The following is a 22,125-nucleotide window of genomic DNA, read 5'->3' on the forward strand; positions in this document are numbered from 1 at the left end:
ATATCAGTCCATGCCATTGGTCACACCATCTTCTCGCAAGGACGGCGTGAATCACAACATACTGGTATCGCTCAACAACTTTCGGATCGGGCTCTTACCCCAGCCGCTTTTCCAGCATGACGAGGTGCGGATCGCCCTCAACACCATGGGCGATGAAGCCATAGTCCTTTTCCAGGTCGATCGCGGCCTGGTTGGCGCGGTCCTCGATCGCGATCACGCGGTCCAGCCCGCGCCGTTCGCCTTCGTGGGCCAGAAGGTCGAGCATGGCCCAGCCCACGCCCTGCCCGCGAAAATCGCCGCGCACCGAAACCGCCACTTCACCGGTTTCCATCGCCGCATCGCAGGCCAGCATGCCCGACGCCACCAGATCGCCGCTTGCCTGGTCGAACGCCAGGAAGCTTTCGGTGCGCCAATGGTCCACCCGCGTCATCGGCAACAGGCGCTGGTGATCGAGATGGCCGGCAGCTGCAAGAAAGCGAAAGCGGCGGTCTTCGGGCAGCACGGCATCGAAAAACGCGGCCAGCGCATCTTCGTCTTCGGCAAAGGCCTGCCGCACGCTTAAGGTCACGCCGTGGCGGGTGACAACGGTGGCGGCGCGGGCCAGGGCAGCCATGGGGGGCGGTGTTTGGATGGCAGTCATTGCGGCAACTCCCGTCGTGCGGATTGGATGCTCGATCCCTAGTCTGCCCGCGCGCCGATCACCTTGACCTTGCGCAAAGCGGGCATTTGCAAAACACGCGGTTTTGCTTGCATTTCACTGGGGGCAGGCCTAAGCGCGCCAGGTTCTTTCCCGACAGGGACAAGAATGCCTGCGCGGGCATCCGGCCCGCATGGGCGGATCGGCCCTTTTGGCCCATTATCCTGCATGGGGCAGGTGATGGAGAAAAGACCGGCGGAACCAACCGCCTGGCCGGAAACATCGATATCAGGAAGACTTTTTCATGTCGACCAACCCGACGCGCGACGATTTCGCCGCGCTGCTTGACGAATCGCTTGGCGCTGGCGCCACCGGTGGCTTTGAAGGCCGCGTCGTCAAGGGCACCGTAACCGCCATCGAAAACGACAAGGCCGTCATCGACGTGGGCCTGAAGAGCGAAGGCCGCGTGGCCCTGCGCGAATTCGCCGCTCCCGGCCAGCCGCACGGCCTCAAGGTCGGCGACGAAGTCGAAGTGTTCGTCGACCGCGTCGAGAACGCCGAAGGCGAAGCCATGCTCAGCCGCGACCGCGCCCGCCGCGAAGCCGCCTGGGACAAGCTCGAATCCGAATTCGGCGAAGGCAAGCGCGTTGAAGGCGTGATCTTCGGCCGCGTGAAGGGTGGCTTCACCGTCGACCTCGACGGCGCCGTAGCCTTCCTGCCCGGCTCGCAGGTCGACATCCGCCCCGTGCGCGACGTGACCCCGCTGATGGACATGCCGCAGCCGTTCCAGATCCTCAAGATGGATCGCCGCCGTGGCAACATCGTGGTTTCGCGCCGCGCCGTTCTGGAAGAAACCCGCGCTGAACAGCGCTCGGGCCTGATCCAGAACCTCAAGGAAGGCCAGATCATCGACGGCGTCGTCAAGAACATCACCGACTACGGTGCGTTCGTTGACCTCGGCGGCATCGACGGCCTGCTCCATGTCACCGACATGAGCTACAAGCGCGTCAACCACCCGAGCGAAGTGATCGCCATCGGCGACACCGTGCGCGTCCAGATCATTCGCATCAACCAGGACACGCAGCGCATCTCGCTGGGCATGAAGCAGCTGGAAAGCGATCCGTGGGATGGCGTTGCCGCCAAGTACCCGGTTGGCGCCAAGCTGCGCGGCACCGTCACCAACATCACCGAATACGGCGCCTTCGTGGAGCTGGAACCGGGCATCGAAGGCCTGGTCCACGTTTCCGAAATGTCCTGGACCAAGAAGAACGTCCACCCCGGCAAGATCGTTTCGACGAGCCAGGAAGTCGACGTCATGGTGCTGGAAGTCGACAGCGACAAGCGCCGCATCAGCCTGGGCCTCAAGCAGGCGCAGCAGAACCCCTGGGAAGGCTTTGCCGAAAAGCACCCGGTCGGTTCGATCGTGGAAGGCGAAGTCAAGAACGCCACCGAATTCGGTCTGTTCATCGGCCTGGATGGCGACGTGGACGGCATGGTTCACATGTCCGACATCGCCTGGGGCATCTCGGGTGAAGACGCCCTTGCCCTTCACCGCAAGGGTGAGCAGGTCAAGGCCGTGGTCCTCGACGTCGATGTCGACAAGGAGCGCATCTCGCTCGGCATGAAGCAGCTCGAAAAGGGCGCTCCGGCTGCTGGCGGCGTTGCCACCTCGGGCTCGCTGCGTCGCGGCGAAGTCGTCACCGTCACTGTCCTCGAAGTCCGCGATGGCGGCCTCGAAGTGCAGGCTGGCGAAGACGGCGCGACCGGCTTCATCAAGCGTTCGGACCTGGGCCGCGATCGTGACGAACAGCGTCCCGACCGCTTCCAGGTTGGCCAGAAGATCGATGCCATGGTCACCGGCTTCGACCGTTCCAAGAAGCCCAACTTCTCTATCAAGGCCCGTCAGCTGGCCGAAGAAAAGGAAGCGGTGGAACAGTACGGTTCGTCGGACTCGGGCGCTTCGCTCGGCGACATCCTCGGCGAAGCCCTCAAGGCTCGCGGCTGATCCCGGCCTGGCGGGGGCCATGCGGCCCCTGCCAACCGAGAAACCGAAAAGGCCCGCCTGGCACCACGCCGGGCGGGTTTTTTCATGCGGTGGCGTTTTCCAGGCGCTCGGCCTACATTCGATGCGTCATCCCATGGCCACCCCGCATTCCGTTCGCCCTGAGCATGTCGAAGGGCTGTTTACACGTCAGCGCTGCGCCTCGCGTCCTTCGACAAGCTCAGGACGAGCGGAGCATGGCGCAAAAACATCCCACCTAGATCTCGAGAATTGGCCACGCGCATGCCCTCACCCACCCAGCCCGATCCCGGCCGCGCCCAGCGCCTGCGCGAGGCGACGCGCGATGTGCATGCGGCGCTGGATGCGGCGCTGATGGCACGGGAAAGTTTTGCCAGCCGCGAAGGCTATGCCAGCTTCCTGGCCATGCAACTGGGCTTTCACCGCACGGTCGCGCCGCTCTATGACGACGCCGCGCTGCAGGCTGCCTTGCCCGGCCTGGCAGACCGCTGCCGGCTGCCGCTGGTCATCCAGGACATGGCCGATCTGGGCCTTGATGCGTCTGCCCCGCCGCCCGCCCCGCTGCAGCCCACGCTCGGCGCCGCGCTCGGCTGGCTCTATGTGGCGGAAGGATCGAACCTGGGCGCCGCAGTGCTGCGCAAGCTGGTTATGCGCATCGGCCTGTCAGACGCCTTCGGCGCGCGGCACCTGGCGCCGTGGGGCGCCGGCCCGGCGGCGCATTGGCGCGATTTTACCGACGCACTCGATGCCGTGCCGCTCGATGCCGGGCAGGAAGCCGAGGCGATCGCCGGGGCGCGCCAGGCCTTTGCCCATGTCGCGCGCCTGGCCCGCATCGACTGAGCAGTGTCACCACGCCGGTTAACCGCCGTTTGCCGTCTTTTGCTTTGCAGCATTTCCGCTATGAGGGAACGCGAGGAGCGAGGGCGATGATCGAAGTTCACCAGTTTCCCTGCCTGTCTGACAACTATGGCTACCTCGTGCATGACAGCGCGAGCGGCGAAACCGTGTGCATCGATACTCCCGATGCCGATCGCTATCTGGCCGAGGCGGCCGCGCGCGGGTGGCAGATCACGCAGATCTGGAACACCCACTGGCATGCCGATCATGCCGGCGGCAACGCGGCGATCAAGGCCGCCACTGGCTGCACGATCAGCGCGCCGGCGCAGGAAACCACCAAGATCGCGGGCGTCGACCGCGCCGTCGATGGCGGCGACACCGTGCGCCTGGGCGATCATGTGGTGCAGGTGCTGGCCGTGGGTGGGCACACGCTGGGCCATGTCGCCTATCACCTGCCCGATGCCGGCCTGGCCTTTGTCGGTGACGCGCTGTTCGCGCTGGGCTGCGGGCGCATGTTCGAAGGCACCCCGCCGCAGTTCTGGGCCAGCCTTGCCCGCCTCAAGGCGCTGCCGGCCGAAACGTTGGTTTACTGCGCCCACGAATATACCGCCAGCAACGCCCGCTTTGCCGTGCATGCCGATCCCGACAATGCCGCGCTGGCCGACTATGCGCAGGACGTCACGGCGCGGCGCGCGCAGGGCCTGCCAACCGTGCCCACGCCGCTGGCGCGCGAGCTGGCCACCAACCCCTTCCTGCGCGCAGACGATCCCGTCCTGCAATCCCGCTGGGGCGGCGGCGATGCCGTTGCCACCTTTGCCGCCCTGCGCGCGGCCAAGGACAGCTTCCGCTGACCGTTGCACGCGAAAGAGACCTTGATCCATGGCCGAAAAGCGCCTCACCCGTGTAACCAGTTTCGACGTTGCCGAAGCGGCCGGCGTCAGCCAGTCCACCGTCAGCCGCGCGCTGGCCGGTGACCCGTCGATCAGCGCGCCGACCCGCCAGCGGGTGATGGAAGCGGCGCGCAAGCTCAACTATCAGGTGGACGAGAACGCCGCGCGCCTGCGCCGGGGCAAGACCGGCACGCTGGCCGTGGTCATGGTCTGCCGCCCGGGGCAGGATCGCAAGGATCTCAATCCCTTCTACTATGCCCTGCTGGGCAGCACCTGCGCCGCCGCCGCCGCGCGCGGGTTCGAGGTGCTGGTGGCGTTTCAGGACAGCCCGGAAAATTTCTGGGGCCATTACCAGGAACGCCGCAAGGCCGACGGCATGATCGTGATCGGCACCAGCGAAAACACCGCAGCGTGGGACTATTTCGGCGCGCTGCCGCAGGGCAGCCACTGGGTGTGCTGGGGCGCGACGCAGGACGATTTCCCCTGGGTGCGCAGTGACAACCACGCCGGGGCAACGCTGGCCACGCGCCACATGCTGGTGCGCGGCTATCGCCATATCGTGTGCCTGGGTTCGGAAACCTCGCCACAGCGGCAGTTCAAGGAACGCTATGACGGCTATGCCGCGGCGATGGAAAGCGCCGGGCTGGAACCAGTGCTCCAGCGCATCGAGCGTGGCCTGCCGCGCGAAGAGCAAGGCCGCCGCGCTGCCGTGGCCTTGATCGAAAGCGGCCGCCCGTTCGATGCGATCTTTGGCGTCAGCGACGAGATTGCGCTGGGCGCGCTCAAGGAACTGGCCGGGCGCGGGCTGGTCGTGCCCGATCAGATCGGCATCGTCGGGTTCGATGGCGTGCGTGCCGGTGCCTGGTCCACCCCGCCGCTCACCACCGTGGAATCCGATTTCGAAGTGGCCGGCTCGCTGCTGGTCGATCGCCTGCTGGCGATGATTTCGGGCGAGACGGCGACGGCGCGGCGCGTGCCGGTGCGCCTGGTCGTGCGCGGCTCAACCCGGCCCTGAGCAGCCCGATGACAGAGCCGTCGCCGCTTGATCGCATCGACCTCAGGATCGTGGAAGAGCTGCGTGTCGACGGGCGGCTGAGCATCAACGAACTCGCGCGCCGCGTGGGCTTGAGCAAGACGCCATGCCAGGCCCGGCTCAAGCGGCTGATGGCCGATGGGGTGATCCGTGGCTTTCGCGCCGTGGTCGATCCGCACAAGCTGGGCCTGGCGCATATCGCGTTTACCCAGGTGAAGCTGTCAGACACCCGCGAAAAGGCGCTCGACGCGTTCCGCCGCGCCGTCCTCCAGGTGGAGGAGGTGGAGGAATGCCACATGATCGCCAGCCATTTCGATTATCTGCTCAAGATCCGCACGGCGGATATCCTGGCCTATCGCCGCGTGCTGGGAGAGCGGATTTCGAGCCTGCCCAACGTGGCGAGCACATCAACTTACGTGGCGATGGAAACGATCATCGAGCACGGCGCTTAGGAAAAAGCGGGACCCCGGATCAAGTCCGGGGTGACGTATATTCTTGACCTGTGTGACTTTTCGTCGCCCCGGACTTGATCCGGGGTCCCGCTTCTGCATCATCACGCCAGCACCGCATCCCCCGCTGCAGTGCGCGGCACCGGGCGGCGGGCCAGCCCCACCACCAACGCAACGACAAGGCCGATCAGCGCCTGCCCGGCAAAGTTGGGCACGAAGCTGCCCATCGTATCGTGCAAGTGCCCACCAATGCTGGGCCCGATTGCGGCAGAGGTGGAAACCACGGTCATCACCGAATAAAGCTCCAGCGCGGCGCGCCCGCCGAACCAGCCGCGCAGCAACAGGGCCGTGCCCACGGTGGAAACCCCGATGCCGATGCCAAAGGTTACTGCAAAAAAGCCCAGCGCGGCGGTGCCCAGCGGCAGGATCAGCGCGAGCGAGGAGAATGCCGATCCCACCAGCGCCACCACGGTAAGCGCGCGGGCATCAACCCGCTGACCGGCAAAACCGGCGAGCGCCGCTGCCACGGCCGCCACAAAGGCCGCCGCCGAAATGAACCCCGTGGCCACGGCCGGTGCCACGCGGTGTTCGAGCATGTGCTGATAGGCAAAGCTGTGCACGGTGGTGTTGATCAACAGGCACGCAGTATAGGCCAGCACCACGATCCAGAACTGCCATGAAGCCAGCGCGGCGCGCGCCGTCCAGCCTTCGGGTGGAGGCGGCGCTTCATCGGCCGGGCCATGGACCACGCCGACGCGGCGTTCATAGCGGCCGCACACCGCCGCCGCGAACAGCCCGAGCACCAGTGCGCCGGCGGCACAGGCCAGCCAATAGAGGCGCCAGCTGCCGGTGGCCGAATGGATCGCGAAGAAGGTGATCGGCCCGGCCACCGCCCCCAGGTTGCCAGCGGTAAAATAGAGGCCGATGGCCGTGGAGCGCTTGCGGTCAAAGGCATTACCAATGGCATCGACCGCCGCGATCGAACCGCAAAAGCAGAAGCCTAGCCCCAAGAGCAGCGTGGCGAGCAGATACATCCACACGCCCTGCATCCAAGCCAGCGCGGCAAATCCGGCAATAAGCTGCACCATGCCGATCAGCAGCGTAACCGCCACGCCATGGCGGCGGATGACAGCCGCCGGCAGCATCGAGGCCGCCCCGCAGGCAATCCCCAGAACGGTAAAGCCCATCCCCGCCTGCGCCCAGGTAAAGTGCAGATCAGCGACGATCATCGGCAGAACCTGGCCCAGCGAATTGAACGTGGAAGCCATCAGCAGGAAATAGAGCGCGGCAAACGCGCCCAGAATGACGATACGCATCGGCTTGGTGCCCTTGGTGATACCCGTGCCCGGCTGGGTTGCCCGACCCGACATGGTCAAGCCACCGGCCAGGCGCAAGGGATCGTCTTGCCGGCCCGCGCGATCAGGCCCGGCGCGGCCTCCTGAATCTGGGCATAGAGCGCTTCTTCATCCACGTTCGTCATCCGATAATTGTCGACCAGGCGCTGCCCGTCCACCCACACGCTGTGCACGCCGCGTCCATCGGCCGACCAGACGAGCTGGTTGATCACGTTGAGCAGCGGCGTCCATTCCGGGCGGTTGCGATCGTGCGCCACGAAATCGGCCTTCATGCCCGGCACCAGGGCGCCGACCGATCCCGCCAGGCCCGCCGCCGCCGCACCATGCAGCGTGGCGCATTCCAGCACGGCATGCGCGGGGAACAGATCGCCATCGCGCCGCGCATCCTTGAACAGGCCGGCGAGCAGATACATCGCGCGCATCAGATCGGCGATATTGCCATTGTTGTTGCCATCGGTGCCCAGCTGGATCGGCACGCCCGCCGCCTGCATTTCGGGAAACAGGCCGTGGCTGGTGGCGCCATAGCCGCCCTTCATCGCGGTGAGCGGGCAATGCGTCACCCGCATGCCGCTGCGCGCCACGGCGGCCACTTCCGCGTGATCGAGGTGGATCATGTGCGTGAGCGACAGGTGATCGCCCAATGCGCCCAGCTCTTCCAGATGGAGCAAGGCGCGCTTGCCGGTGGTGGCGAGGTAATAGTCGGGATCGGCCGGGTCGGCGCTCATGTGCGAAGTAATGCCCAGACCGCGTTCGCGCACCATGGCCGTTGCCGCGCGCCACAGGTCGTCGGTGGCGGTGTTGTGCCCTACCAGGCAGCCCCAGGCCGCCAGGCGCTTGTCATCGGCCACCGGCCAGCGATCGAGTTGCGCCTCGAGCCGGGCAATCGCATCGCGTGTCAGCGTGGGCTGATCGTCCGTGGGCGCAAAGGCGCGATCCTGAATCCATTGCCCCAGCCGGCCGCGAATGCCCACGGCATCGACCGCCTCCATCACGGCGGGCAGATCCAGGATCGTGCCGGCCTCGATGAACGTGGTCACCCCGTTCTTGAGCATTTCCACCGAGGCCAGCGTGGCGGCAAGCTGTTCCTCGGCCGGGGTCTGCGCCAGATAGGTGGGGATCAGCCAATCGAACACGTTGGTGCGCCAATCGGTATAATCGGGCACGTAGCCGCGCGTGATCGGCTCGCCGGTGATGTGCACATGGCAATTGACCAGCCCCGGCGTCAGCACGAAACGGCTGCCATCGATCACGTCGCGTGCGGCAACCTGCGCCATGACCTGCGCGGTCGGGCCAACCGCCACGATGCGATCCCCCGCCACGGCCAACGCGCCATCGCGCCAGATCTGGCGGTTGGCATCCATCGTCACGATCCACGCGTTGCGGATCACGAAATCGGCGGCGATGGGGCCGTCCCCGTCAGCGCTCATGCGCGCCATGCCTCAACCACGGCGGCGCTGGTCGTCAGCAGCGAGCAATGCTGCGCCATAGCCTTGAGCGCGTGCACATGCAGATCAGGCTCGGCCGCAGCGCAGGCATCAGACACCACAAAGGTGTGGTAGTTGTGATGAAACGCATCGCGCGTGGTGGAATCGACGCAGCAGTCGGTCGTCAGCCCGGTCATCACCAGGGTATCGATACCGCGCGCACGCAATTGCATATCAAGGTCGGTGCCGTGGAAGCTGGAATAGGCCAGCTTGGCAATCTCGATATCGCCTGGCCGGGGCGCCACGCGCCAGTAATCCTCGCCGCCGCTGCCGATCCGGCAGATCGCCTCGCCGCCAGGAGAGCCACGCCTGGCCATCCAGGTTTTCAGCGCCTGGCTGTCGCTTTCCGGCCGGGTCATCACCCGCATGAAGGCTACGGTGACGCCGGCCGCGCGGGCAGCGGCGACCAGTTCCTCGATCCGGTCGACCGCCTTGTCGGATTCGGTCATGTCTGCGCCATAACCGGCGACCACGCCGTGCGGCGCGGCGAAATCGACCTGCACATCGACCACCACCAGCGCGGTGCGCGCCGGCGCGATCATCGCGCCGGGCTGGGCCACGTGCGGCAAGGCGGTGGCCGGATCGATCACGGTCTGGGCCGCCGCCTCAGGCATCGATCGCCTCCTTGATCTTGCCGGGAAAGCGCGCGCGCAGAACGGGCAGGATCTTTTCGGCAAAGACCGGCAGCATCGTCAGGTAATCGGGGAAGATCAGCATCAGCCCGTCAAGCGCAGTCTTTTCAAAGATTTCGGTCAGCTGCGCGAGCACCGTCTCGGGGGAGCCAGCCACATGCGGGGCCATCAGCGCCGATCGCGCCTTGCGGGTGAAATCGTTCTCCTTGCCGATTTCCGCGTCGAGCATGCCATAGGCGCGCATCATGCCCCACAGCGTCTCTTCATCCAGCCCATCGCGATAGGATTGCACCATGGCCTCGGCCTCTGCATCGGTTTCGCCAATGACCAGGATCATCATCGAATAGGTGCGGATGGCGTGGCCCAGTTCCAGCGCGCCGGCCTTGGCCTTGTGCGTGTTGGCAATCAGTTCGTCCAGGTTGTTGCCCGCCAGGAACAGCGCGTCCATGTGCTCGGCGGTAAAGCGCACGCCGGCCTTGGACGTGCCGGCGCAAACCAGGAACGGGCGCTGCTGCGGCTTGGGCCACGACGTGCAATCGTCCAGCGTGAAATACTTGCCATGGGCGGTGACCCGGTCTTCGCTCCACAGCCGCTTGATGTTCTCGATCCACTCGGTGGCCAGGACATAGCGCTCGTCATGGTCAACGCCTTCGGGCCAGGCGCCCATCTGGGCAAATTCGCCCTTGTAGGCGCCGGTCACCACGTTGAGCCCGGCGCGGCCCCCGCTGATCTGATCGAGCGTGGCAATCATCTTGGCCGCCACCGCCGGGTTTTGCAGCAGGGTGTGGATCGTCGCCCAGACCTTTACCCGGCTGGTCGCCTGGGCCAGGCCGGCCATCATCAGCGGGCTGTCGAGCGAGGATTCCCAGTGCTGAATCTCGCCGCCATAGCCCTTGAACTTGGCCATCGCCATGATGAAGTCCAGCCCCATGGCATCGGCCAGCTTGGCCACTTCCAGATTATAGCCATAGGAGCCGTCGAGCCGCGGCGAATTCTTCGAAATGATCCAGCCGCCGTTGGCCATCGGCATGAAAATGCCAATGTCGCGCCCGCCGCTGTCGGAAGGAAGGCCGAAATGCGCAACCGTGGTAGTGGGTTCGGTCATGGCTGGTCCGTGATTTTGCAGTGATGAACAGGATGTGTGGCGCGGGTTGGGATCACGGGCAAGCTAGGGCGGCTTGGCCCGCGTATCTTGTCACCACGCGCACGAAGGTTTGTGCAGCGCATGAACTCCGGCGCTGGCGCACAAATCCATGCGCGCCACGGCAAGACGCGCCCGCCACATCCAACTAGCCTTGGCGCAAACCAACAGAAGGAATGCGCATGGCAAACTGGTTCATCACCGGCGTCAGTTCGGGCCTGGGTCTGGCCCTGGCCCGCGCCGCGCTGGGGCGTGGCGATGCCGTGGTAGGCACAGTGCGCGCGCAGGCCGACGCGGAAATGTTCACTGCCCTTGCCCCCGGCCGCGCCCATGCGATGAAGCTGGACGTGACCGACGAAGCCGCCGTGCAGGTGGTGATCCGCACCGCGCAAGGACTGGTTGGCCCGCTTGATTACGTGGTCAACAACGCTGGGCGCGGCTTTACCGGCGCGGTGGAGGAAACCAGCCTGGCCGATGCGCGCGCGCTGTTCGATGTCAACGTGTTCGGCCCGATGGCGGTGATCAAGGCCGCGCTTCCCGCCATGCGCGCCCGCCGCGCCGGGCACATCGTCAACATCACCTCGGTTTCGGGCCTGGCGGCCCGGCATGGCACGGCGATCTATGGCGCCACCAAGTTTGCGCTGGAATGCATCGGCCGCACCCTGGCGCAGGAAGTGGCGCCGCTCGGCATCAAGGTGACCAATGTGGCGCCCGGCGGATTGCGCACCGCCTTTTCCGCCGAACGCCTGCCCGGCGCCGATCCGGTCATCGCCGATTATGCCGGCACGGCCCATCTTGCGCGCCAGATCCTGCAGGACAAGCACGGCAACGAGCCGGGCTGCCCCACGCTAGCCGCGCAAGCAATCCTGGCCGCGCTGGATGAGCCCGAGCCACCGCTGGTGCTGCTGCTGGGTGACGACGCGCTGCACTATGCCGAACACGAACTGGGTCACCTGGCTGGGCAGTTCGATCGCTGGCAGGGCTATACGCTGGCCATCGCGGCGGAGCCGGTGCTGACCCCCTGATCGAGCGGGTATCGCAACGTTGTGACGGCAAATAGCGGGACCCCGGATCAAGTCCGGGGAGACGATGCCTGAAAGAATGTCTTTCGACGTCACCCCGGACTTGATCCGGGGTCCCGCTTCCTTGAAGCGCAACGCAACCCGCGATCAGCTGGTGAACAGCGCCTTGCGGATCACCGCATGCACGCCCCAATTGCCATTGGCGACCTGGCTGATCCCGAAATCCACGCCGACCGAGAGCAGCGAGATCGCCTCGTCCTCGGTCAGGTCGCGGATGGTCATCAGAAAGCGCCGCGCCTTGCGGAAGGCGTCGCGCATTGCCGCATCGATCGATGATCGCTTGTAAACCTCGCTCTGCGCCTTGCCGCCCAGATCGCGCAGGTAATCGGGGTTGGAAAAGCCCAGGATCACATATTCGCTGGGCGTCTCGATCATCGGATAATCCAGCTCGCGCACGTGGGCCGGTGCGCCCTTGGCCTTGTGCAGGACCACCTGGATCACGGCGGTCATCGAGCATTCGATCGCCGTGCCGCACAGTTCGCCATCGCCCTGGCTGGCGTGGGGATCGCCCAGCGACAAGAGGCCGCCAGGCACTGCCACGGGCAGGAACACGCTGGCGCCCGGCCCCAGGCGCCAGTTGTCGATATTGCCACCGAAATTGGCCGGCGGCACCGAATCGACCAAATCGGCATGGGCCGGCGCCAGCGCCACCACGCCGAAATGCGGCCGCACCGGTATCTCGATATCGCGCAGAACATTGAAGTTCTTCTCGATCGTTTCCGGGTCCACCGGCACGCCGGGGTAATCATACATCGGGTGGATCACGCCCGAGGGGTCTGTCTGCGGGGTCCAGCGATAGTTGTAGACCGCGTGCGCCAGCGGCAGCCCGGCGCCCTTCTCGATCTCGTAGATGGTGATCACTTCGCGCGGCTTCGGCTCCGTGATCAGTTCGGCATAGTGAAATCCCCAATAGGCCGCCACGTTGCTGCCGAATGCGCGGCCGGCAAAGCGCGGGTTGCGGCTGGGACGCGGATCGATATCGAGGATGCGCACCTGCACCACGTCGCCCGGCTCGGCCCCGGAAATGGCGATCGGGCCGGTGCAGATATGCACGCCAAAGCCCTCACCCGGCCCGCGCCCCAGGACCGAGGCATCGAGCGGTCCTGCCCCGCGCCGATCCACCACCTTGCCCTCGGCGGTCCAGCGATAGACTGCCTCTGCCGCCGGATCCCCATGGATCATGCGTTCGGCGTCATCGTTGGCGTGGTGGGTCAGCGTTTCGACGGTGACATAATCGCCCGAGCAGACTTCCAGCGCGGGTTTCAGGTGCTTGCTGAAATAGCCCCAGTGGATCGTATCGGGACGCACCGGCAGCACATGGTGGCGCACGCCGGGCGCGGCATCGACTTGCACGTCCTCGACCAGGCCATCGGCCTCAACCGCCGGATCAAGCGCCATGGCGGCTGGCGTTTCCTCGCGTTCTTCGGGCCGGGCATCCTTTTGCGCGCTGGGCCGCCCGCGCCGGGGCGCCTCGATCGCCTCGTCCGGCAGGGCGCCGACCTTGCGGTATTCGCGCGGGCTCATGCCATAGCGTTCGCGGAATGCGCGGCTGAAGCTGGCGCTGTCGTTGAACCCCCACTGAAAGAGGATTTCGGAAATGGAGCGCTGCGCGTGCAGCGGGCTGCCAAGGTCCAGCCGGCAGCGTTCCAGCCGGCGGAATTTCACGAACTGGCTAAAACTTTCGCCGGCGCTTTCGAACAGTTTCTGCAGATAGCGCGGGGAAATGCGGTGCTCTGCTGCAATCTGGTGGATCGACAGATTGGGATCGGACAGGCGCATTTCGATCGACTGGAACACCCTTTCGAGGATCGCTGCGCGTGCGCCGGCCGCGCCGCCCAGTTCCTTGACCGGCGCCTTGTCGAGCAGCGTGGCGGCGATGAATTCGGGGAGCGCCAGTTCGACCGGGCGGATCTGGTCGTCCGACACATCGACGATGGTATCGGCGACCGAGCGCAGCAGCGCCGAGAGCATGCGGCCGATCGCCTCGTCGGCAATCAGGTTGCTGATCTGCGATGGCAGGGCCGAGCGCGAGCGCAGCGCAGGCAGCGCGTGCGGCACCTTGACCAGCAGAAAGCGGTGTTCGCCGTTCAGATCGATCTGCGTGCGGGCAGAGCCACCACCATAGAGAATGTCCCCTTCGGACAGTTCGATCGCGGTGGTGCCCTGGGTCGCGCTCAGCCGCCCTTCGAGCAGCAGCACCAGCCAGAAACTGGGCGCATCCTGGGCCATATCGATCGCCAGGCGCTGGCCATTGCCGGTCACGCGCACGAACTGGATGCCCTGGCCGCTGGTGAAGCTTACCAGCTCACCATAGAGTTCCTCAGCGGTGCCAAGCACTTCGAGGCTGACACGCTGCAGCGCAAAACGCCACGCGTCGTGGCGCTGCTCGCGCGGGTAGGCATTGGTGGTAAAGCGCAACGGCTTGCCCCCTAGGTTGATCGACCCTGATGGCGGCGCGGCTTATGGTTGCCGGCCTGGCAACCACCTTACGCCATCTGTGATGACACGCAATGCTGCACCGCAAACAAAACGTGCCCCGGATCGGGTCAGGCCTGGGTCATTTCCCGGGCTGCCAGGCGCTGGTGGGTGGCGCGATAGCGGTGCACCAGCCACTTGTTGAACTGGCCTTGCGCGCCTTCCTGCCAGGAATAGCGCCCGCGCGGGGCAAAGCGCGAGCGCAGGCCCTGCTGCACCAGTTCATCGACATGCAGGTCCTGCGCGATGATATGGCCCGAGGCGCGGATATTCATGTCGAGCTTGTGGTCGAAGGCGGGGTCGGCCATCGCGCCCGGCGCAAACAGGAAGCCGGTGTCCATCTCCAGCGATTCCGGGCCATTGGGCCGCAGGATCAGATAGATCACCATGTCGCTCATCATCACCAGGCTGAGCGTGGGCGGGATGTTGGCAAAGGTCATGCGCATGCGCGCTTCGTCAGACAGGCCGGGGAACACCGGCAGCACCGCCTTTTGCGTGGCGTTGAAGCTGGCATCGGCGTGGAGCGTGCCGTTGAAGCGCAGGAAGCCGCCATCGGCCGGGTCGCTATCGGGAAACACCGCCAGGCCCGATGGCACGAAATCGTGCAGCGGGCCGTGGTGCAGCCGGCTGGCATGATAGCCATCGTTGTTATTTTCGAACATGACCTTCCAGTTCCACGGCAAGGTCGGCGCCGGATCGGGGCGCGGCCCTTCGGCCCCGGCCAGGTCATAGCCGGCAATGGCCTCGGCCACCGCCGTCAGGCGCGGCGCCAGCGGGGCGGCATCGGCATCAAAGTTGATGAAGATGAAGCCGTTCCACAGTTCCACCTTGAACGTCGGCAGGCTGTATTGCGCCTTGTCGAAATTGCAGGTCTTGCTCATCGCCGGGGCGGCGACCAGCTTGCCATCGAGGTTGTAGCTCCAGTGGTGATAGGGGCACAGGAAACCGCGCGCATTGCCGTGCCCTTCGGCCACCAGCATCGCGCGGTGCTGGCACACGGCCGACATCGCGCGGATTTCCCCATCCAGCGTGCGCGATACCAGGATCGGCTCGCCAATCACGCGGGTGGAGAAATAGTCGCCCGGCTTGGCCACCCAATCGGCGCGGCCCACGCACAGCCATTCGTGGTTGTAGAGCGCCTCTTTCTCGAACGCATAGAATGCCGCGCTGGTATAGCACTCGGGCGGCAGGGTCTCCGCCTCGGCGAGGTCGGTGGCCGAACTCTCAAGCGAGCGGATGAAGCTGTCGGTAACGAGGGTCACGGGCGCAAACTCCTGAAACGGGCTGGATCGAAGCTCTGTTTAGCGGTGTCGCAGGCCGCTGGTCTTGAGCCGGGCAGCACGAATTGTTGAGCGTGGGGTGCTGCGCAGTCTGCGCCAAGCCATGCTGCGCCGCAACAATAATGAGGAACACAATTGGCGGGGGATTGGCACCCCCGCCGCCGCCTTCATTCGCGGGTAAAGTCTGCGGGCACCTGCGGATCGGTCCCTGCCTTGCCCCACAGCAGGATTTCGTTGCCCCACGGATCCTGGAACGCGTGGTTATAGCCGTTGAAAGTGGACCAATAGTGGTTGCGCCACAGGATCGTGGCGCCGCGTTCCTCCGCCGCGGCCAGGATGCGATCGGCACTGTCATCGTCGCTGATCAAGATCCAGATGCGCGGCTTGCGCCCGTCGCTCGCCAGATCGCGCGGGGCAACACCGGCGGGTTCTGGGTGCGGCCGGGCATTGGCTGCGGCAAAGATGCCCAGGTGCAAGTTGCCGATCGCGCTGTCGCTGCCATCGGGGTTCTTGAACTGCCCGCCCGGCACCATGCGGTGATAGACCCCGGCCGGCTTTTCATCGTTCTGCCAGCCGAACACCTCGGCATAGAATCGGGCTGCGGCGGCCGGGTCATCGGCAGGCATATCGACGAAAATCAGGGTGTTGGGCATTGGCAGCGCCTTTCCTTGGCCAGCAGGGTCAATAGCCACCTTGTGGCAAGGCGCGGCCCCGCCCGGCTTGGACCTGCGCGCACCGATTGTTGATCCGTGCGCGGCGCGGCCAAGTCATAGGGCGCGCGCAAACAAGACCGCAGCGCAGCATTGGCCCGACAACCAAGGCGTCCTGATACCCATCGAAACGAGGCACACGCATGAGTTTGGTCTGCACCCACGGTCAGCAGCGGACGGCTACGGCGCCCGGCGCCCTGCACTATCTGAAAGCCACGCCCGAGACCGTGCACTGGGGCTATTTCTCGCCCACGATCAAGCCGGCCCTGACGATCAAGAGCGGCGATCTGGTGCATGCCGAAGCGATCACCCACCATGCCGGCGATGCGCCCGAACTGATGTTCGACGAAGGCGTGGAGCAGATCTTCACCCAGATCGATCCCACCACCCGTGCGCCGGGCGTGCACATCATGACCGGGCCGATCTTTGTCGAAGGCGCCGAGCCGGGAGACATGCTGGAGGTGCGCTATCTCCAGATGGTGCCGCGCAACAACTATGGCTCCAATCTCGCGGCCAACTGGGGCCACCTCTATCAGGAGTTCGACGAAAAGGAGCGGGTGACGATCTACCAGCTCGATCCCACCACGCAAACCGCCAGCGCGCTATATGCCTATGATTTTCCGGGCAAGTACCTGGTGCCTGGCACGATCACCAATTGCCCGGTGTGCGATCGCCAGCCCGCCTTGCCGGGTGTGACCATCCCGGCCCGCCCGCACCTGGGCACGGCCGGCGTGGCCCCGGCGGTGAACGAGCCGGTCAGCACGATTCCCCCTGGCCTGCACGGCGGCAATATCGACAACTGGCGCATCGGCGCCGGCGCGACGATGTATTACAAGTGCCAGGTCAAGGGCGGGCTGTTTTCCATCGGCGATCCGCATGTCAGCCAGGGTGACGGCGAGATTTCCGGCACGGCGATCGAAAGCTCGCTCAACTGCCTGTTCCAGATCATCCTGCGCAAGGATTTCGATTTCCCCTCGCCGCTGCTGGAAACGCCCAAGCACTGGATCGTCCACGGCTTTGGCGAAGACCTGGATGCGGCGATGAAGAATGCCTCGCTCGACATGCTCCACTTGCTGAGTGAACAGGTCGGCTTGTCGAAGAACGATGCCTATTCGCTGATGAGCGTGGCCGCCGATTTCGGCGTGACCCAGGTGGTGGACGGCACGCTGGGCGTGCACGCGCGGATCAACCGCGACATGTTCCCCGCCAAGGGCGTGGCCAAAGACCCACAGTAAGCCCTGCCAAGGGTCGCACAGGAAGCGCCGGAGAGCCTTGGCTTTCCGGCGCTTTCTCGCATGTGGGTTTGGGTGACGTGCCAGCGCCCTTCGACAGGCTCAGGGCGAACGGGGAAGCAGGTTTATGAATACCGTTCGGGCTGAGCTTGTCGAAGCCCCCGCCCTTGCGCGCCCTATCCGGCCAGGCCCGCGTCCACCTCTGCCCGCGTGGGCATCGAGGCGGCAGCACCCAGGCGCTGCACCGAGATTCCGGCCGCAACCACCGCCACAGCCAGCGCGTGGGCCATGGTTTCACCTTCCGCCAGCCGCGCGGCCAGCACGCCGCAGAACGTATCACCCGCGCCGGTCGTATCCACCACCGACACTGCACGCGCAGGCAGGCGGATCGTGCCGTCCGGCCCTTCAGCCAGCACGCCGGCCCCGCCCAGCGTGACGATCACCCATTGCCCCGCGCGCGCCATCAGCCGGCGCGCGGCCCCCGCCAAGGCGATGTCTCCCTCCGGCACGCCTTCGCCCAGGAAAAACGCCAGTTCGGTTTCGTTGACCACCAGAATATCGGCCAGCGGCAGGATCGCGCGCCCTTCGGCCGTGGCCGGCGCGGCGTTGTAGAGCGTGCGTGCGCCAGCCTCGCGCGCCAGGGTCAGAAAGCTGGCCACGGCCTCAGCCGGCACTTCGGCCTGGGCCACGGCCAGGGCAGCACCGGCGGGAAAGTCTGACGGGGCAGGAAGCGCGGCATTGGCGCCCGCCACGATCACGATCTGGTTCTCGCCCGCGTCAGACACGAAGACATGCGCAAGCCCGGTTGGGCCAGGCAGCCGCGCCACCGCGCCGGTGCCCACGCCGGCCTGAGCCAGGGCATCGAGCATCGCCACGCCATGGGCATCATCGCCCACCGCGCCCAGCATCACCGTGGGCACGCCCTGCCGCGCGGCGGCGACTGCCTGGTTGGCACCCTTGCCACCGGGCAGCAGGTCATAGCTGGTGGCCGCAACCGTTTCCCCGGCAAGCGGCAGGTGCGGCACGCGCATGACCAGATCGCGGTTGATCGATCCGAAAACGACGACTGCCATCAGGCGAGCACCAGATCGCCCGTGGCGCTGTCTGCGGCCGGGCGCGCGCCTGGCGCGCTGGCAGCAAAGCGATCGGGATGCGGCAAGAGCGCGAGCAGCACCATGCCCAGCGCCAACGCGCCGACGATGGCAAGCGTGGCCGCGACATAAGAGCCGCTGCGGTCAAAGCTCATATCCATCAGCATAGGCGCCACCCCTTGGATAAAGGCAACGACAGCATAGAATGCACCGACGATCGTGCCGAAGTGGCGCAGCCCGAAATAGCGCGACACGAAATACGACAACGCGGCATATTCCGCCCCCATGCCGATGCCGAGCAGTGCGCCGGCAGTGATGATCGCCAGGCTGCCGGTGGAAAACTGCAGGATCACCATGCCGGCCATGGCGCTGGCATACATCGGCAGGATCAGGCGCGGGGTGCGAAAGCGATCGAGCAGGCCGCCGGTCACCACCTGCCAGCCCGCCGTGACCAGGGCAAAGACCACTACCACGCCGGTGGCCTGCGCCAGCGACACGCCATGGCCCATGAGGATCGGCACGACATGGGTGAACATCGCGGTCATCCCGCCGGCGCCGGCCGCCACGGCCACCAGCATTAGCCAGAATGCACCGGTGCGCGCGGCCTGGCCCAGGCTCATGCCGCTGGCGAGCGGGGACATGGCATGGCTATCACCGGCCGCAGCGGGTGGCGCATCGCGCATCCACAGCGCGATGAACGGCGCGGCCAGCGCCACGATCAGCCCGATCACGACATAGCCCATGCGCCAGCCGTGGCTGGACAGGACCACGCCGGCCACGATCGGCATGATCGTGGCGCCCAGGCCATTGCCCACGCCCGCGGTAACCCCCAGCATCAGCCCGCGCCGCGCATCGAACCAGTTCGACACCACCTTGCTGACCATGCCTGTGGCCGCCATCGTGCCGAACAGCCCGACCACGGCAAACCGCCAGTAGAAATCGAGCATCGTGCCATCGGCGCGCGACACCAGCAGGATGCCCACCGCGAGGCCCAGGTTGCCCGCCAGCAGCAGCCAGCGCGCGCCAAACCGGTCCATCGCCCGGCCGATCAGCGGATAGCTGATTGCGCTGATCACCGAAATCAGCCCGAGCACGCCCGAAACACCGGCACGCGGCCAGCCGAAATCCTGCGCGATCGGCACCAGGAACACGCCGATCGTGGCGGAAATCGCCGCGGTCATGCACAAGGTGTTGGCGATAGTGGCGGCGATGGCAACCTTGGCTGCCTGATGGGTGGGCGCGGAAGGCATGGTGCGCGGCGAGTCCCGGATAGTGAGTGGCGCAGCTATCAGACCCCACGCTGGCGCGCTTGCCAAGCATGGAGGCCCGCTCGCAACAACGAGGGCGCCCGGCATCAATTTGGCAGCGCCACCAAGACCTGTTTATCATGCACTTGGCCTGGCAACACGCGCGCCTTGCAAAATTGCTTGCGCGGGCCGTCAAGACGGAGAACCCCTGCCCCGCTAGGTCGAGGCCGATGACCGTGCCATCACCGAGCGGACCTTTTGGGGCAAAGCCCGGAACGACGATGCCACGATACTGCCGATGCCCAAGGAGCCAAGCGACCTCATGCCCGATTCCGCCACCCGAATGCCCAGCCTGTTCATTCCCCATGGCGGCGGCCCCTGCTTTTTCATGGACTGGCGCGCGATGGGTGGGCCGGCCGATGCCTGGGACAAGACCGCCGGCTATCTCAAGGGCCTGATCGCGAGCCTGCCGGAAAAACCCAAGAACATCGTGGTGATATCCGGGCATTGGGAGGAAGATGCGTTTACCGTCGCTTCCGCGCCCGCACCGGGCATGATCTATGATTACTATGGCTTTCCGCCGCACACCTATGAACTGAAGTTTCCTGCGCCGGGCGCACCTGCGCTTGCCGAGCGGATCGTGGCGCTGATCGAGGCCGAAGGGCTGCCGGCACGCACCGATGCCACGCGCGGGTTCGACCACGGGGTGTTCATCCCGTTCCTGCTGGTCACGCCCGAGGCGGATATTCCGGTGGTGCCGCTGTCGCTCAAGCGCGACCTCGATCCCGAGGAGCACCTGCGCTGCGGCCGTGCCCTCTCCGCACTGCGCGACGAGGGCGTGCTGATCGTGGGTTCGGGCATGAGCTTTCACAACATGCGCGCGTTCTTTTCGCCCGCCGCCACACAGCCTTCGGCCACGTTCGATGCCTGGCTTACCCAGGCGATCGAAAGTCCGCCCGAACAGCGCTGGCAAGCCTTGCGCCAGTGGGCCAGCGCGCCGGCCGGCCGGCAAAGCCACCCGCGCGAAGAACACCTGATCCCGCTGATGGTGGCAGCAGGTGCCGCCGCCGATGCGCCGGGCCAGCGCGACTTTACCGACAACGTGATGATGGCCGATATCTCTGCCTTCCGGTTCGGCTAGGATGCAGGCGGTCGATACCTTGGTCACCGGCGCGATGCTGGTGACGATGGATGCGCAGCGCCGCGTGATCCGCGATGGCGCGGTTGCCATGGCACAGGGCCGCATCGTGGCGGTGGGGCCAAGCGCAGAGGTGGCCGGCATGGTTGCGCTGCGCGAGGTGATCGATGCGCGCGGTTTTGTTGCCACGCCCGGCTTCGTCAATGCCCACGTGCATCTGACCGAAACCCTGATCCGCAATTTCCTGCCCGAGGCGCTGCCCTTTGACGAAGGGCTCAACCAATGGGTGATCCCGCTCTATCAAGGGCATACCCCGCAGGAACAGGCAATCGCCGCGCGGCTGGCCGTGCTGGCCATGCTCAAGACCGGCACGACCACGTTCCTCGAAGCCGGCACGCTGATCGCGTTCGATGCCGTGGCCCAGGCGCTGGAGGGCACAGGCATTCGCGGACGCATCGGCCGCTGGTGCATGGACCGGGCGTTTGCTCCTGGCGAGGACCAGGCCGCGCTGACCCAGGCCGCGCTCGACGCGTTTGGCGCCGATCTGGCTGCCTGGCCCGATGACGGACGCCTGATCGCCGCCTGGCCGCTGCTGGTCGGGCACATGACCAATACTGCCGAGCTGTGGCAGGCGGCCACGGCCATCGCGCGCGAGAAAAACCTGCGCATTTGCGCGCACATGGCGCCCGCCGCCGGTGACCCGGAATGGTATCTGGCCAACACCGGCAAGCGCCCGGTGGAATGGCTGGCAGACCTTGGCGTGTTGGGTGATCACCTGGCGCTGGTCCACATGGTGCATGTCGACGAACGCGAAGTGGCCCTGCTGGCACAAAGCGGCACGCATGTGGTGCATTGCCCCGAAGCCTCGCTCAAAGGCGGCTATCAGGCCACCACGCGCGGGCTGTTTCCCGAAATGGCCGCCGCTGGCGTCAACATCGCGATCGGCACCGATGGCGGCGATCGGCATGATCTGATGCCCTCTGCCCGCCTGATGGCCGGCCTGTGGAAGGATGCGCGCGGCGACACTGCGCTGTTCCCGGCCGAAAGCGCGCTGGAAATGCTCACCGCCAACGGCGCGCGCGCCATGGGCCTGGAAGGGCAGGTGGGCACGCTGGCCGTGGGCGCACGGGCAGACCTGGTGCTGCACGATACCCGCCGCCCGGAATGGATGCCGCTGCACAACCCGGTGCAACAACTGGTGTGGTCTGCCGATGGGCGCGGCGTGCACAGCGTGTGGGTCGATGGCCGCCGCGTGGTCGACGCTGGGCGCTGCACCACTATCGATGAAGAACAACTGCTGGCGCAGGCGCAAGACGCTGCGCAAGCGCTGGTTTCCCGGTCGGGCCTGCCGCTGCGCATGGCCTGGCCGATCCTTTGACAAAGGCAAGCATT

19 protein-coding genes are annotated in these 22,125 nt (G+C 65.9%); 9 read left to right on the forward strand and 10 right to left on the reverse strand.

What is annotated here, in order from left to right; all coding sequences use genetic code 11:
- Positions 1-94: 94 nt before the first annotated feature.
- Entirely contained in the window at positions 95-613 is a 519-nt protein-coding gene (locus C8K14_RS03815) for a GNAT family N-acetyltransferase (RefSeq protein ID WP_233250889.1), read from the reverse strand.
- Positions 614-941: 328 nt separating this feature from the next.
- Here C8K14_RS03815 and rpsA point away from each other — a divergent pair, with 328 nt between their 5' ends.
- From rpsA to C8K14_RS03840, 5 genes are all read left to right on the forward strand, one after another.
- Positions 942-2,642, forward strand: a complete 1,701-nt coding sequence (rpsA, locus tag C8K14_RS03820) for a 30S ribosomal protein S1 (RefSeq protein WP_054130489.1) — start codon at positions 942-944, stop codon at positions 2,640-2,642.
- 279 nt (positions 2,643-2,921) lie between these two features.
- The gene (locus C8K14_RS03825; RefSeq protein WP_054130854.1) at positions 2,922-3,497 is read left to right on the forward strand and encodes a biliverdin-producing heme oxygenase; all 576 of its coding nucleotides are present in this window, start codon (positions 2,922-2,924) and stop codon (positions 3,495-3,497) included.
- 86 nt (positions 3,498-3,583) lie between these two features.
- Complete coding sequence (gene gloB / locus C8K14_RS03830; protein ID WP_107715783.1) at positions 3,584-4,345, forward strand: hydroxyacylglutathione hydrolase; 762 nt, start codon at positions 3,584-3,586, stop codon at positions 4,343-4,345.
- 28 nt (positions 4,346-4,373) lie between these two features.
- A complete protein-coding gene (locus C8K14_RS03835; protein ID WP_022676426.1) occupies positions 4,374-5,399 on the forward strand; it encodes a LacI family DNA-binding transcriptional regulator in 1,026 nt (341 codons plus the stop codon).
- 8 nt (positions 5,400-5,407) lie between these two features.
- Entirely contained in the window at positions 5,408-5,869 is a 462-nt protein-coding gene (locus C8K14_RS03840; protein WP_107715784.1) for an Lrp/AsnC family transcriptional regulator, read from the forward strand.
- A gap of 101 nt (positions 5,870-5,970) precedes the next feature.
- Here the strand turns inward: C8K14_RS03840 and C8K14_RS03845 are convergent, their stop codons facing one another.
- From C8K14_RS03845 to C8K14_RS03860, 4 genes are read right to left on the reverse strand one after another with little or no spacing between them, the layout of a single operon-like run.
- Complete coding sequence (locus tag C8K14_RS03845) at positions 5,971-7,236, reverse strand: CynX/NimT family MFS transporter (protein WP_107715785.1); 1,266 nt, start codon at positions 7,234-7,236, stop codon at positions 5,971-5,973.
- Between the two features lie 2 nt (positions 7,237-7,238).
- Positions 7,239-8,648, reverse strand: coding sequence for an amidohydrolase family protein (locus tag C8K14_RS03850; RefSeq protein ID WP_369974035.1), 1,410 nt, complete (start codon positions 8,646-8,648; stop codon positions 7,239-7,241).
- Positions 8,645-9,319, reverse strand: coding sequence for a cysteine hydrolase family protein (locus tag C8K14_RS03855; RefSeq protein WP_107715787.1), 675 nt, complete (start codon positions 9,317-9,319; stop codon positions 8,645-8,647). Before C8K14_RS03855 ends, C8K14_RS03850 begins: the two co-directional genes overlap by 4 nt.
- Complete coding sequence (locus tag C8K14_RS03860) at positions 9,312-10,442, reverse strand: LLM class flavin-dependent oxidoreductase (RefSeq protein WP_107715788.1); 1,131 nt, start codon at positions 10,440-10,442, stop codon at positions 9,312-9,314. The genes C8K14_RS03855 and C8K14_RS03860 overlap by 8 nt, the downstream gene beginning before the upstream one ends.
- A gap of 218 nt (positions 10,443-10,660) precedes the next feature.
- Between C8K14_RS03860 and C8K14_RS03865 the strand changes: the two genes are divergently transcribed.
- Positions 10,661-11,503 carry an oxidoreductase gene (locus C8K14_RS03865; RefSeq protein WP_107715992.1) on the forward strand — a complete coding sequence of 281 codons (843 nt, stop codon included), beginning with the start codon at positions 10,661-10,663 and terminating at the stop codon, positions 11,501-11,503.
- 144 nt (positions 11,504-11,647) lie between these two features.
- Here the strand turns inward: C8K14_RS03865 and C8K14_RS03870 are convergent, their stop codons facing one another.
- The 3 genes from C8K14_RS03870 to C8K14_RS03880 form a co-directional block, all read right to left on the reverse strand.
- Complete coding sequence (locus C8K14_RS03870; protein ID WP_107715789.1) at positions 11,648-13,978, reverse strand: acetamidase/formamidase family protein; 2,331 nt, start codon at positions 13,976-13,978, stop codon at positions 11,648-11,650.
- 128 nt (positions 13,979-14,106) lie between these two features.
- Positions 14,107-15,297, reverse strand: a complete 1,191-nt coding sequence (locus C8K14_RS03875) for an aromatic ring-hydroxylating dioxygenase subunit alpha (RefSeq protein WP_107715790.1) — start codon at positions 15,295-15,297, stop codon at positions 14,107-14,109.
- A gap of 185 nt (positions 15,298-15,482) precedes the next feature.
- On the reverse strand, positions 15,483-15,968 hold the full coding sequence (locus C8K14_RS03880) for a VOC family protein (protein ID WP_107715791.1): 486 nt from the start codon (positions 15,966-15,968) through the stop codon (positions 15,483-15,485).
- Positions 15,969-16,168: 200 nt separating this feature from the next.
- Between C8K14_RS03880 and C8K14_RS03885 the strand changes: the two genes are divergently transcribed.
- On the forward strand, positions 16,169-17,260 hold the full coding sequence (locus tag C8K14_RS03885) for an acetamidase/formamidase family protein (RefSeq protein ID WP_107715792.1): 1,092 nt from the start codon (positions 16,169-16,171) through the stop codon (positions 17,258-17,260).
- Positions 17,261-17,433: 173 nt separating this feature from the next.
- Here the strand turns inward: C8K14_RS03885 and C8K14_RS03890 are convergent, their stop codons facing one another.
- Positions 17,434-18,330, reverse strand: a complete 897-nt coding sequence (locus C8K14_RS03890; protein ID WP_233250890.1) for a ribokinase — start codon at positions 18,328-18,330, stop codon at positions 17,434-17,436.
- Positions 18,330-19,529: an MFS transporter gene (locus tag C8K14_RS03895; RefSeq protein ID WP_158273582.1), complete on the reverse strand. Its 1,200-nt coding sequence runs from the start codon at positions 19,527-19,529 to the stop codon at positions 18,330-18,332. The genes C8K14_RS03890 and C8K14_RS03895 overlap by 1 nt, the downstream gene beginning before the upstream one ends.
- A gap of 388 nt (positions 19,530-19,917) precedes the next feature.
- On the opposite strand from C8K14_RS03895, the gene C8K14_RS03900 reads away from it, so the two are divergent.
- A complete protein-coding gene (locus C8K14_RS03900; RefSeq protein WP_233250891.1) occupies positions 19,918-20,736 on the forward strand; it encodes a class III extradiol ring-cleavage dioxygenase in 819 nt (272 codons plus the stop codon).
- 1 nt (position 20,737) lies between these two features.
- The gene (locus C8K14_RS03905) at positions 20,738-22,111 is read left to right on the forward strand and encodes an amidohydrolase family protein (protein WP_107715796.1); all 1,374 of its coding nucleotides are present in this window, start codon (positions 20,738-20,740) and stop codon (positions 22,109-22,111) included.
- Positions 22,112-22,125: the final 14 nt, after the last annotated feature.

This window comes from Novosphingobium sp. GV079 (genome assembly GCF_003058045.1).
Taxonomy (GTDB): Bacteria; Pseudomonadota; Alphaproteobacteria; order Sphingomonadales; family Sphingomonadaceae; genus Novosphingobium; species Novosphingobium capsulatum.